The sequence below is a fragment of the Plantactinospora sp. CA-294935 genome, assembly GCF_050936445.1.
Classification (GTDB): Bacteria; Actinomycetota; Actinomycetes; order Mycobacteriales; family Micromonosporaceae; genus Plantactinospora.
The window spans coordinates 8839896-8852097 of record NZ_JBNJMU010000001.1 but is presented as its reverse complement, the minus strand read 5'-3'; the positions used below and the strand labels follow the sequence as shown (position 1 = coordinate 8852097).

Here is a 12202-nt window from a genome sequence, read left to right as displayed (position 1 = left end):
CTCCGAAACCTCCGGGTCCGGCGCCGAGCGAGACCTCGGCGGTTGCGGCCGGAACCCACCCACTCGGCGTCGGTCATGCCGGTTCGGCGGCGCGCCGGCCGGCGGTGGCCGGCGGGGCCGGAGCGCGGCCCCGCCGGCCCCGGCGCTGGTACCAGGCGGCGAAGAGGAGCACGGCCAGACACATGTCGGCGACGTCGCCGCCGTAGTACATCAACCGGGCGGCGTCCTCGATGTCGTCGGTAGGCGCTCCCGCACCCGGCGGCCAGCGGTCCGGGTACGCGTAGAGCAGTTTCGCCAGCACCGCGTGCGCGCCCGCGGCGACGACCAGTACGGCGGTGCGTACCGCCAGCCCGGCGCGCCGGGGCGCCGGGTCGGGGCCGGCGATCGACCAGGTCAACAGGTAGCCGGCGAGCAGCAGGTGTACCTGCACCGCGAGGTGCCGGCCCGGGCTCGCCTGGGTGAACCCGTACAGCGGGGTCAGGTAGAGCAGGTAGAGGCCAACCGTGTTCAGGACCAGGGCGGTCGCCGGATGTCCGAACAGGTGCGCGGCCCGACTCCGGAGCACCGAGGCCACCGGCCTGCGGGACCGGGCCGGCAGGCTCCGCAGGACGAGGGTGACCGGCCTACCGCAGACGAGCAGCAGTGGCGCGTACATCCCGACCAGCAAATGCTGCACCATGTGGATCCGGAGGTCGTGGTGGGCCCGGGCGGTCAGCCCCGGCCAGAGCGCGACGGCCACCAGCAGGATGCCGGTGAGGAAGGCCGCGATCCGCCGACCTCCCCAGCCGGAGGCCGTCTGCCGGGCCCGGACGGCGCCGACGAGGTAACCGGCCCCGACGGCGAGCATCGCCAGGACCGGCAGCCAGCCGCTCCCGCCCGCCGGCACGGCCGAGTGCGCCAGGCCACCGGTCATCCGGATCCGCGCCGTCGACGGGCCCGGACCAGCAGCACGATCCCGACCGCGAGCAGCACCACCGCGCCGGCGTTCCAGGTCAGGTCGTACGGGGTCAGATCGACGCCGTACCGGATCTGGTGCACCCGCAGCAGTTTGTGGTCGACGACGCCGTCGAAGAGTTGGAAACCGCCGAGCCCGAGGAACAGTCCCGACCATGCCGCACCTCGGACCAGCCGGCCGTGCCGCCGCAGATCGGCGAGGAGGAAGAAGCCCGCCACCAGCGCGATCAACTCGGCGGCGTGCAGCAGCCCGTCCGAGAACAACCCGACCGCCGGGGTGGACCGGTCGTAGAAGTGGTGCCAACCCAGCAGTTGGTGGAAGACGATCTCGTCAACCGCCGCCATCAGCCCGACACCGACCAGTGCGCCGGCCGCCACCGTCCGACCCGACGTACCGGAACCTTGCCTTTGGGTAACCACCGTCTCATCCTGCCGTGACCATCGCGGTTCCCGCCCGGCAGACGCGCCGCCGCCCGTCCGGCTGACGGACGGTCGATGTGCGCGGCGCGCCCTACGGCGCGAGCTGCTGCTCCGCCGAGGGTCGGCTGCCGCCGGAGCGGCCGGTGCCGGACGCTCGTTCAGTGAACCTTCTCCACCTCCGCCTGCGGTCCGGCGGATCGCCAGGTCGGGCGCGGTGCGTGAGCGCCGCGCGGTTCAGGTTGAAGAAGGCTCAGTCACGGGTCGCGTCGACGACCGCGACGGGCGGACCGAGCAGCAGGTTCGCGGTGGCCGATTCCACCCCGGGATGCGGCGAGCGCCGGCCGTCCCGGTGGCGGCGACGTACCGCCGGCCGGCGCCCGCGGTCCGCCCGGCCGGAGCGCCGGGTGCACCGGGGCAGCCGGACCGATGGACGTGTGCCGGGGCAGACTTGTCGGTGTTGACCGGTGGGTCGGGAGGAGTTTCGGCATGTGGAACAACGAGGCGGAACTCGACGCGGCCCTGCGCCGGGTGGACGCCTGGCAGGCCTCGTTCGCCGACCGTGCGGAGCGGGTCGCCGAGCTGTCCCGCCGGCTGGCCGGGATGCGGGTGACGACGCGTGGCGCCGACGGGCTGGTCGAGGCGACGCTCGACACGTCCGGGATGCTCGTCGACCTCTGGCTGGACGAGCGGACCAGGCAGCAGCCGGCCGCTCAGGTGGCCGTGGAGATCGTGGCCACCGTCCGGGCGGCCCGGACGGAACTGCTACACCGGATGACCGAGGCGACGGTGGAGTCGCTGGGCGCCGACGACCCGGCCGGTCAGGCGCTGGTCGACTCGTACGCCAGCCGGCTGGCGGCGCCGGAGACCGAGGCGTCCGGCCGGGCGACCGACGCAGCCGGGGCGACCGACGCCGCCGGGTGACGGCGTCAGGTGGCGACCTGCCACGACGGCGGCCGGCGGTGACCGACCTGCGACACCAGCGCCGGGTCAGGGAGCCAACGCCGGGCGGGCCCGGGCCGCCGCGACCAGGATGGCCCGGCGTTGCTCGGCGGTGTGCCGACCGGCCGCCAGCCACTCGTCCGAGACGGCCCTGACGGTACGGAGGAAGTCGCCGTGCCGGGGGAACGGCGCCGACGCCCAGACCCGGTCGAGGAAGGTCTCGCCGTCGGCGTCGCGCAGCGCGTCGTTGGGTACGCCGGTCCGGACCGACCCGAACACCACCTCCGGCTCGACCCGCCGGACGTACGGGTGATAGGCGTTGAACTCCCCGGGTACCGGGTCGGAGATGTAGTACGGGGCCAGCAGGTAGCCGTGGCTGGTGAAGTGCATCGGCGTCCCGGTGGGCTGGATGGCCCTGCCGAGGTCGCCGTCCAGCTTGACGGCGGGGAAGAACGTGAACTCGCGGTAGCTGGGGGTGGCGTCCCGGACGACCATCAGGGTCGGGCCATACATGATCGACTGCACCGACCTGTCGTCGAGGGCCTTCTCCACCCGGAAGCGCAGCGGCATCGAGATGTCGATCCGGTCGCCCTCCCGCCACCGCCGGTCCAGGGTCAGGTAGCTGCCGGGTACGGCCCTGACCTGCTGCCGGACGCCGTTGACCCGTACCGTGTGGTCGGGACCGGCCCAGGACGGCACCCGCAGCTTGACCCGCAGCCGGCCGTGTCCACGGTCGAACCGGAGCGTGCTGGTGCCCTCGGCCGGATAGGCCGTCTCCTGGCTGATCACGAAGCCCCGCTCCGGCCAGGTCAACACGGAGGCGATGAAGAGGTTGACGTAGAGGGCCGAGTCGTCGGCCGAACGGAAGTAGATCGACTCCTGGTATTTGGTGTGGCTCTCCAGGCCGGTGCCGTTGCAGCAGCTCCCGTTGCCGCCGTAGCGGCTGTATTCCACGACGTTGCCGATCCGGCGGGACCGGCCGGGCCACATGTTCTGGTGGTACGTCACCTCGGTGCTGGTGACGCTGTCCACGTCCCGCCGGGAGCTGAGGATCTGGTTGTGCAGCGCCTTCTCGTAGTAGTCCATGTAGGCCGGGTCGGGGTCGTGGAAGAAGAGGTTCCGGGTCAGCCGGAGCATGTTGTACGCGCAGCAGGTCTCGGCGTGCCGGGGGTCGTTGGCGGAGGTGAACCCGGAGGTGATGATGCCGCGGGCCCGGAAGTGCTCGCTCTGCCCGGCGCCGCCGTTGCTGAAGATCCGGTGCGGCACCACCATGGCCCAGAAGTTCCGGGCCGCCCGGTGGTAGTCCCGCTCGCCGGTCCGTTCGAAGATCCGCAGATATCCGATGTTCGGCGCCATGTACTGGTTGGCGTGCCGGCCGCCGAGTTCGTCCCGTTCGGCCAGTGACGCGGCGAAGAGGGTGCTGAAGGTGAACGCCTTCGCCGTGTCGAGGTACCGCTTCCGCCGCTCCCGGTCGGGGGCGAGGGCGGAGAGTTCGGCCATCACCTCGTTCATCGAGCCGGCCTCACCGGCGCTGTAGATGTCCCACATCCGGTCCAGGTCGGCCCGGCTGAGTCGGCTGAGTCGGCTGTGCGCCCAGTCGCCCATCCGGAGGACGATCTCCAGCGCCTCCTCGTTGCCGGCCAGGTGGTACGCGTTGAGCAGGCCGCGCATGATCTTGTGACAGGTGTACCAGACCGCCCAGACGGCGTTCGGCCCGCTGTTCGGCTGGAAGGTCGGCGGTTCGAGGCGGCTGAACTGGCCCTCCGGAAACGCGGCCAGATACCCGGGGTGGGCGGTGCCGACGATGGTGGCGGCGTACCCGTTGCCGGAGTGGTCGACGGCGGTCTCACCCTCCTCCTCGAACCGGTACCAGGCCAGCGGGGTGGGTACGGCCGAGGTGGCCGGCGACCCGTCCGGGGCGGCCAGCGCGCGGACCTGCTCCGGGCTCAGCACCCGGTCGTAGATCCGCAGGTCGTCCACGGTGGCGGCCAGCAGCGGGTCGTTGTTGGCGGGGGAGCGGCCGATCCAGTTGGCGGTGGTCCGGCCGAGACTGGCCGGGCCGAGCGTCACGGTGCCGGCCCCGACCTCGGTGCCGTCGAGGTAGATCCGGGCGGTGGCATCACCGGTGCCGAGGGTGACCGCCAGGTGCGCCCACTCGCCGACCGGGACGGGCACACCGGCGTCGACCCGCTGCTCGCCGCCGCTGCCGCCGGTCGTGATCGTGAACCTCGGACCGGCGCCGGCCGCGATCCGGGCGGTCAGCGACAGGTAGGCCTGCGGTCCGGCGCCGAAACTGACGATCCGGGCGCCGGTCTGGGCGGCCGCCAGGTTTACCCAGGTGGCGACCGTGAGGTCTGTGACGCCGTCGAGGATTCCGGCCGGCATCAGCACGTACTGGTTGGGGTGCGGGTCGCCGAGCCGGACGGCCCGCCCGGACCGGCCGGTGACCCGGCCGGGATTGCGCCGGTCCAGCTCGCGCTGGCACGTGCCCAGCTCGGTCACCAGGTAGTCGAGCTTCTGCCGGAAGATCTCCTCGCCGGTGTCGGCGTAGCACTGCGCCAGCATCGTCAGGTAGTGCCCGGTGAAGTGGCCCCGGAGCAGGTGGTTCGGGGTGTCCCAGCCGCCGGGCCAGGTGCCGGGGGCGGGCAGCCCGGCGTTGGCCCGGAACAGGTGGAGCATCCGGTCGGGCCCGTCCAGGACGCCTCCGGTGCCCGGATAGTTCCGCGCGTAGTTGAGCATCCGGTCCCGCTTCTGCTGGAAGATCCCGTCGCGCAGCGCCACCTGGTTGAGCGCGAACGGCCTGACCAGCCAGTTGTCCGCGACCCAGCCGGGCCGGGGGACCGGACCGGGGCGACCGGTACCGTCGCCGGCCGGCGACGCCGCCGCGGCTCCGGCCGGGACGACCGCCGTAGCGGCAGGTGCGGTCGCCGCCAGCGCGCCGAGGCGCAGGGCGTCCCGTCGGGAGAGGTGGTTGCTCACGGTGGCCTCCTCTGTGCTGCCGATCGTCACGGTCCCGCCCGGGGCCGGGTGCCGGACACTTCTGATCCCTTGTGGACGGTGGGCCGGAGCGGACTCCGCCGCGATCCGAGCGATCGGGTACGCCTGGTCAGGGGGCGGGCGGGCGCCGCCCTGCGTCGAGCGGCGGCGCGTCGGATCGAACTGCCGTAGCGGAAGGCCGGAAGATCCGGCGGTGCAGAGCATGTTAGCGCTCACAGGTCGCCTCGGGTCAAGAGCTGGACGCGGGACGGGGGTTCAGTTCGCCGGTCGGTAGTGTCCGGTGAGCCGGCCGAGTTTCAAGGCCAGGTGCAGGCAGAGCCGTTCGTTGCCGTCCTTCAGGTCGGTCTCGGCGAGCTGCTCCACCCGGTGCAGTCGGTAGTAGAGCGTGGTCCGGTGCAGCCGTAGCTGCTCGGCCGTGGCGTGCGCGTTCCCGGCCAGGTCGAGGTACGCCTCCAGCGTTTCCAGCAACACCTGGTTGGAGTCGTCGCGCAGCAGCCGTTCCAGCCCCGGGTGCACCCCCGCGACGTCGAGGTGCTGGCCGTTCATCCGGGAGAGCATCCGGTAGATGCCCAGGTTCGACCAGGCGATGATCGGGCCGAGCGCGGAGAGCTGCCCACCCACCCGGGCCGACTGGAGCGCCTCGTCGTACGCGTGCACCACGTCGGCGAGCCGGGGGCGGGGCTCGCCGATCCCGACCACCACCCGGGCCACCGTGGGCAGGCTCCGGGTCGCCTTGTGCAGCGCCTCGCTCAGGTGCTTGGCGGTCGCCTCGGCGGTCGGGCGGCCGGCGCCCTGACCGCCGCAGATCAGCAGTACGCCCTGGTCGTGCCGGATCAGGTGCAGTGCCTCGCGTACCCCGACCCAGCGGCGGGTCGCCACCAGCACCTGCTCCAGGGCGATCCGGGCCACCTCGTCGAGCACCTGCCCCCGGGCCGGGACGAGCTGCGCCACCATCGCGTTGGCCGGCCCGTCGGCGGCGACCACCCCCTCGGCGAGCAGTGAACGGACCGCCTCGGTGCGGATCTCCGGACTGTCCACCAGCAGCGCCCGGGCCGCCTCCGCCTCCCGCTGCGAGGCCAGCTCGCCGAGCAGGTTCTCCCGGTAGAGCGCGAGGGAGAGGTCGGACATCGCCCGGGTCACGGTCTCGATGTCGTCATCGGTCATGCCGCCGTCGGCGTCGATGAACCAGACGAAGCCGAGCAGCAGGTCGTGGTGGGTGATCGGCACGCAGAGCCGGGGCAGCAGGTCCAGCTCCGGGCAGGCCGGGGTGCGGACCGGGGTACGGGCCTTCATGATGCCGACGTCGTGGAACCAGGAGATGACCTCGGGCGTGGTGTGCCGGCGCAGGATGGAGGTCCGGCGTACGTCGTCCATCAGTCCGGTGTGCTCGCTGTACACGACCACCCGCTGCCGGCGGTCCTCGATCAGCGCCGGCCGGCCCACCCGGGCCGCCACCGCGTCGACGATGCGTTGCAGCTCCGTGTGCATGCCTTCGCTGATCCTCCTTGTGGCCGGCGGGCGGCCCGCCCCGCCGGTGCACCGACGTGGACCGCCGGTCCTCACCCTCCGACGGCACCGGCCCGGTACGCAAGTGGTTCGGGGCGTACGGCACAAGTCCCGACAGAAGTCCTGATCCGCCCAGCGGGCTTCCTGCATCTGTCCGAAGACCCGGAAACGTCGATGTCCTTACCGTGCTTGCGACATCCCGGGCTTGCGACATCCCGGTGCCGTCGCGCGACTCCCGCGCCCCGACCCGACCGACCAGCCGGAGCACCGAGCCGAGCACCCCGACCCGAAGGAGATGCGTTGCGCCGCGCTACCCGCACAGACCAGCTCCGCAGGGCGTTCACCGCCGTCGTCGCGGTCGTCGCCGCGGCCGCCCTGCTGCCCGGACCCGGGATCGGCCCGGCCCAGGCCGGGCCGGGCACCAGGGCCGCACTGGATCCGGTCGACCCGCAGACCTGGCAGGACCAGGAGACGATGACCTGGGACGACTACCGGGCGGTGCCCGGTGCCACCTGGGCCGACCCGAGCCGGCAGCCGAGCCAGCGCAAGCTCCGGATCGCCCTGGTCGCCGCCGACTATCCCGACCAGTCGTTCGTGATCACCCAGAACCGCGGTTCGGACCCGTTCCGCAACCCGCAGGTCGCCCCGGTCGCCCGGGCCGACGTGGCCCGGTTCTACGCCGACTTCTGGGGTACCCCGAGCACCCTCAACCACGGGCACACCGTGCACGAGTACTGGATGGAGCAGACCAACGGGCGGATCGGGGTGGAGTTCACTCCGTTCGGCCCGTACCGGCTGCCCCGCAAGCAGTTCGAGTACGGGCTCAACGACATCGGGCAGAACGGTGCCGGCTGCCCGGCCGGCTCCACCTGCAACGGCAACCTGGACGCGGACGTGGACGCGGCCTGGCGGGCGGCCGAGGGCGCCGACGTGCGCGACCGGTTCGACCTGGTGCTGCGGGTCTACGCCGGCTACGACGAGACGTCGGTCTGGCAGGAGTTCGGCGAGATGATGTTCCAGACCAGGGAGGACGTGCCGGACGCCTGGGGTCCGCCGGACCCGAACCTGCCGAACTGGGTGCGGTCCCGCTACGTCGACTGGACCTCCTGGAAGGCCGGCTCCCAGCTCTGGGGCTCGTCCAGCATGCGGCAGGGCGAGAGTTCCGGCACCATCACGCACGAGATCGTGCACACCTTCGGGATCGCCGACAACAACAACAATCCGTACGTGTCGCCGTACCGGCGGGTCGGGTCGGGGACCTGGGACGTGATGGACCGCGGCTCGTTCAACGGGCCCGGCGGCCCGCACAACCGGTGGGTGGTGCCGGCGGCCCAGGGCGCGGCGATGCCGGCCGGGCAGACGCTGCGCAGCAAGCTCAAGCTCGGGCACATCGACGAGGCGCAGGTGCTGCGGCTCTCCCGGGAGGCGCTGCGCACCAGCGGCGTCGCGGTGGTCACCGTGAAGGCGCGCACGGCGGTGCCGGCGGCCCGGGACATCCAGGGTGTCCGGATCGGCATGGACCGGGACCTCACCCCGGCCTGTGACATCCTCGCCGACCCGCTCTGTCCGGGCAGCCCGGTCTACAACTGGTACAGCCTGGAGACGGTGCAGCGGATCGGCGCGGACTCGTTCACCCCGGACAACGGGGTACTGCTGGCCAAGAACAAGGACGCCGAGACCAACACCTGCGGCTACACCTGCTTCACCTGGGTCGTCGACGCCAACCCGCAGGACATCGACATGGTCGACTACTACAAGCCGGACGGCACCCCGGTGAAGCGGACGGTCGCCGACTACCGGCAGCTCAACGATGCGCTGTTCCACGCCGGCACCCGCTCCGGCAGCGAGTACGAGTACGTCGACACCGCCAACCGCCTGCACTTCTATGTCCTCGACCGGTCGGTCGGTGCGGACGGGGTGCTGTCGTACACCCTGGGGGTCCGGCACCTGGACGGGGCTGGCAACTCGGTGCGCGGTGTCGGGGTCGCCTCCGCGGGCAGCCCCACCGGCAGCCCGACCGGAGGCGGTGCGACCTGCACCTTCGCCGTCACCAACACCGGCCGGTACGTCGCCGGTGGGCAGGCGCACCCGGAGGACGCCTCGGCGTACCTGCGCGCCGACGTCTACCGGCTCTCCGCCACGGTCAACGGCGCGGGTTGGACGGTCACCCTGCCCAACGCCTTGACCACGGCCGGGTTCGGCCGGACCGTGAACGTCAAGGCGGTGGCCACCGCGACCGCCGGCGCGACCCAGGTCGGCCGGGTCACCCTGACCGCCCGTTCGGAGAGCGATCCGAGCCGGACGGCGACGGCCACCTGTCGGGTGAACCGGTAGCGGAACGGACCGCCGGACCACCTCCTGCGCCCGGTGCGCGGAGGTGGTCCGGCCGGCTACGGAGGGAAGGGCATGGCGGGCAGCTTCGACGTGGTGGTGGTCGGCGCCGGTATCGTCGGCGCGGCCTGCGCGTACGCCTGTGCCCGGCGAGGGCTGACGGTCGCCGTACTGGAGCGGGCCGGCCTGGTCGCCGGAGCTACCGGTTCCGGCGAGGGCAACCTGCTGGTCTCGGACAAGCTGCCCGGTCCCGAGCTGGAGTTGGCGCTGTTCAGCAACGGCCTCTGGCGGCGCTGGGCGGCCGAACTCGGCGACCGGTACGGCGACATCGAGCTGGAGGTCAAGGGTGGCCTGGTGGTCACCGGGGTCGGCCCGGGCGCCGACGGCGCGGCCGGGCTTGCCGGACTGCGGGAGACGGCCCGGGCGCAGTCGGCGGCGGGGGTGCTGGTCGAGTTGCTGGATCGGGCCGGGGTGCGCGAGCGCGAGCCGGCGATCACCCCGGAACTGGCCGGTGGCCTGTTCTACCCGCAGGACATGCAGCTCATGCCGGCGAAGGCCGCCGCCGCGCTGCTGGCCGCCGCCCGGGACCACGGCGCCGAGGTACGGCTGCGTACCGAGGTCGTCGCGATGCTCCGGGACGCCGGCCGGGTGGTCGGAGTGCGGACCGGCGCCGGTCCGGTGGCCGCCGGACACGTGGTCAACGCGGCCGGGGCCTGGGCCGGGCGGCTCGCCGGGCTGGCCGGCGCCGACACCCCGGTCGCGCCGCGCCGGGGCTTCATCCTGGTCACCGAGCCGGTCCCGCCGCTGGTGCGGCACAAGGTCTACTCGGCCGACTACCTGGCGAACGTGGCCAGCGGCGACGCCGCGTTGCAGACCTCGACGGTCGTCGAGGGCACCCCGGCCGGCACCATCCTGATCGGCGCCAGCCGGGAACTGGTCGACTTCGACCGCCGCCACAACGCCGAGGCGGTACGCCGGCTGGCACAGGGTGCCGTACGGCTGTTCCCGCCGCTGGCGGCGGTCCGGGCGATGCGGGTCTACCACGGTTTCCGACCGTTCTCCCCGGACCATCTGCCGGTGATCGGCGCCGATCCGCGCGTCCCCGGCCTGGTGCACGCGCACGGGCACGAGGGTGCCGGCATCGGCCTGGCGCCGGCCACCGCGCACCTGGTCGCCCAGGTGGTGACCGGTGAACGGCCCGACCTGGCGCTGGACCCGTTCGCCCCGGCCCGGTTCTCGTCCGAAGTGGAGACCGCCGGTGCGACCGCCTGAGCCCGTCGACGGCCGAGCCGGCGTACCGGCCGGGTTCACCATCGTCGTCGACGGCGAACCCGTACCGGTGCGCGCCGGCCAGACGCTGGCGGCGGCGCTGCTGGCCGCCGGCCGCCGGACGACCCGGCGGACCCGGTTCGCCGGCCGGCCGCGCGGCGTCTTCTGCGGCATCGGGATCTGCTTCGACTGCCTGGTCGTCTGCAACGGCGAGCCGGGTGTGCGGGCCTGCCTGCGCCCGGCCGCGCCTGGCGACACCGTCGAGACCGGTCGCCAGCCCGGGCAGCTCGCCGGGGAGGAAGTCCGATGACCGACCGCGACATCGTGCGGCTGGCCGTGGTCGGCGCCGGGCCGGCCGGACTCGCGGCCGCGCTCGCGGCGGCGGAGGCCGGTGCCGAGGTCACCGTGCTCGACCTGGGCCAGCGGCCCGGCGGGCAGTACCTGCGCCAACCCGCCGTGGCCGGCGTCCGGCCGGCGCCGCACCCCGCCCGCTTCGCCGACCTGCTGCGACAGGCGGACACACATCCGCGGATCACCGTCCACTCCGGACAGCAGGTCTGGTCGGCCGAACCCGCCGACGGTGCCGACGGTGGGGCGACGCTGCGGCTGTCCGGCCCGGCCGGCCCGACCACCGTGGCGGCCCCCGTCGTGGTGCTGGCCCCCGGCGGGTACGACCGGGTGGTGCCGTTTCCCGGCTGGGACCTGCCGGGCGTGGTGACCGCCGGGGCGGCACAGGCGCTCGCCAAGGGGCAGGGCGTGCTGGTGGGGCGGCGGGTGCTGGTCGCCGGTACCGGCCCGTTCCTGCTCGTCGCCGCCACCGGGCTGGCCTCGGCCGGTGCCGAGGTCGCCGGGGTGGTCGAGGCGGCGCCGCTGCGCCGCTGGTCCCGGCACCCGCTGGCGGTCGCCGGGGCACCGGGCAAGCTCGCCGAGGCGGCCCGGCACTTTACCGCGCTGCGCCGGCACCGGATACCGCTCTGGCGCGGCCAGGCGGTGACCGAGGTGGCCGAGGACGGCGCCGGGCTGCGCGCCACCGTGCGGCGGGTGGACGGGCGCTGGCGGGCCGGCGAGGTGACCCGGAGCGTGCCGGTCGACGCGGTCTGCGTCGGATACGGCTTCACACCGTCGGTCGACCTCGCCGTCGCGCTCGGCTGCGCCACCCGGACCGACCCGGCCGACGGCAGCCTGGTGGTCACCGTGGACGAGTTGGGCCGCAGCAGCGTACCGGGGGTGCTGGTGGCCGGCGAGGCGACCGGGGTCGGGGGTGCGGACCTGGCCGTCGCCGAGGGCCGGCTGGCCGGACTCGCCGCGGCACACCGGCTGGGCCTGCTGGACGACGCCGGGCTGGCCCGGAGCACCGCGCCGGTCGTACGCCGCACCGCCCGGCAGCGCCGCTTCGCCGCCGCAATGCACCGGGTGCACCGGGTGCCGGACGGCTGGACGGACTGGCTGCGCGACGAGACCGTGGTCTGCCGGTGCGAGGAGGTCACCGCCGGGCGGCTCCGCGCCGACGTGGCCGGGTACGGCCTGGACGACATCCGTGCGCTGAAACTCGTCACCCGGGTCGGGATGGGGCTGTGCCAGGGCCGGGTGTGCGGCCGGGCCGCCGCCTGCCTGCTCGCCGCCGCCTCCGGCCGGGAACAGCCGCTGGAAGACTTCGCCAAGCGTCAGATCGTCATGCCGGTACCACTGGGTGCCGTCGCCGAGGAAGGACCAGCTCAGTGAACCCTTTCCAACCTGAACAGCGCGGCGCGATCGCCCCGACCTCCACCCGCGGCCACGACGGACC

The 12202-nt window shown here is 73.5% G+C and carries 9 protein-coding genes; 5 read left to right on the top strand and 4 right to left on the bottom strand.

All coding sequences use genetic code 11. The annotated features are described in order from the left end of the window. Nucleotides 1-73 precede the first annotated feature (73 nt). Nucleotides 74-913, bottom strand: coding sequence for a cytochrome c oxidase assembly protein (locus tag ACQEVC_RS38580; RefSeq protein WP_432888318.1), 840 nt, complete (start codon nt 911-913; stop codon nt 74-76). Continuing rightward, nucleotides 910-1332 (bottom strand): DUF2243 domain-containing protein, encoded by a 423-nt coding sequence (locus ACQEVC_RS38575; RefSeq protein WP_432888316.1) that lies wholly within the window; start codon nt 1330-1332, stop codon nt 910-912. Before ACQEVC_RS38575 ends, ACQEVC_RS38580 begins: the two co-directional genes overlap by 4 nt. Nucleotides 1333-1860: 528 nt before the next feature. Here ACQEVC_RS38575 and ACQEVC_RS38570 point away from each other — a divergent pair. Next, entirely contained in the window at nt 1861-2295 is a 435-nt protein-coding gene (locus tag ACQEVC_RS38570) for a YbaB/EbfC family nucleoid-associated protein (RefSeq protein ID WP_432888314.1), read from the top strand. Nucleotides 2296-2361: 66 nt separating this feature from the next. On the opposite strand, the gene ACQEVC_RS38565 is transcribed toward ACQEVC_RS38570, so the two are convergent. After that, nucleotides 2362-5292 (bottom strand): beta-L-arabinofuranosidase domain-containing protein, encoded by a 2931-nt coding sequence (locus ACQEVC_RS38565; protein ID WP_432888311.1) that lies wholly within the window; start codon nt 5290-5292, stop codon nt 2362-2364. A 273-nt stretch (nt 5293-5565) separates the two neighbouring features. After that, a complete protein-coding gene (locus tag ACQEVC_RS38560) occupies nt 5566-6798 on the bottom strand; it encodes a PucR family transcriptional regulator (protein WP_432888309.1) in 1233 nt (410 codons plus the stop codon). Between the two features lie 318 nt (nt 6799-7116). On the opposite strand from ACQEVC_RS38560, the gene ACQEVC_RS38555 reads away from it, so the two are divergent. From ACQEVC_RS38555 to ACQEVC_RS38540, 4 genes are all read left to right on the top strand, one after another. Then, a complete protein-coding gene (locus tag ACQEVC_RS38555) occupies nt 7117-9150 on the top strand; it encodes a M6 family metalloprotease domain-containing protein (protein WP_432888307.1) in 2034 nt (677 codons plus the stop codon). A gap of 72 nt (nt 9151-9222) precedes the next feature. Then, nucleotides 9223-10419, top strand: coding sequence for an NAD(P)/FAD-dependent oxidoreductase (locus ACQEVC_RS38550; RefSeq protein WP_432888305.1), 1197 nt, complete (start codon nt 9223-9225; stop codon nt 10417-10419). Beyond that, the gene (locus tag ACQEVC_RS38545; protein WP_432888303.1) at nt 10406-10726 is read left to right on the top strand and encodes a 2Fe-2S iron-sulfur cluster-binding protein; all 321 of its coding nucleotides are present in this window, start codon (nt 10406-10408) and stop codon (nt 10724-10726) included. The genes ACQEVC_RS38550 and ACQEVC_RS38545 overlap by 14 nt, the downstream gene beginning before the upstream one ends. Beyond that, nucleotides 10723-12138 (top strand): NAD(P)/FAD-dependent oxidoreductase, encoded by a 1416-nt coding sequence (locus ACQEVC_RS38540; protein WP_432888301.1) that lies wholly within the window; start codon nt 10723-10725, stop codon nt 12136-12138. Before ACQEVC_RS38545 ends, ACQEVC_RS38540 begins: the two co-directional genes overlap by 4 nt. Nucleotides 12139-12202: the final 64 nt, after the last annotated feature.